Annotated in this window: 1 pseudogene; it reads right to left on the minus strand. The window is 41.7% G+C overall.

Features of this window, described 5'->3' with window-relative positions:
* A pseudogene (locus tag K5Q92_RS23970) lies at window positions 1–506 on the minus strand (deoxyguanosine kinase); the annotation flags it as partial.

Below are 506 nucleotides of genomic sequence, written 5' to 3' on the forward strand. Positions count from 1 at the left end.
TCGGTTTAGGCCCGTTTGAATTGAAGCGCTTTCAGGGTAACCTAAATGTACATCAGCAATGCCACGCTTGACGTTATCTACGCTCTGCTTCATGGTGCCAACCACAAAACGTACTGGCAATCCTGTCTTTTCAGACCACAGCTTCCATATATCGACCAGTAATCCATTAGGCAGCCCATCTGCACCAAGATCAGCAAAAGGAGCGACGCCAGTCTGCATTGCAATAACGATATCATTCTGATAACGCTGATTGCCTAACCAATGCCGAGTTAACTCGTCGATAATATCGCTAGGCATTGCACTAAATCCTGCCTGCACAGTTTTACTTAACTCAGTTCTATCTTTCAAAATCGCAGGATAAAAAGAAAGCTTTGATATTTCTTTGCGGTTCTCTTTAGGGAACTGAATAGAAATAGTGTTATTGATTTGGCTTTCACGTAAGAAGCCTTCTAACCCTACAAATACGAAAATTTCTTCATTAATTACCGCTTTTAGTAGATCAGTCC

The organism is Shewanella sp. MBTL60-007 (assembly GCF_019654915.1).
Lineage (GTDB): Bacteria > Pseudomonadota > Gammaproteobacteria > Enterobacterales > Shewanellaceae > Shewanella.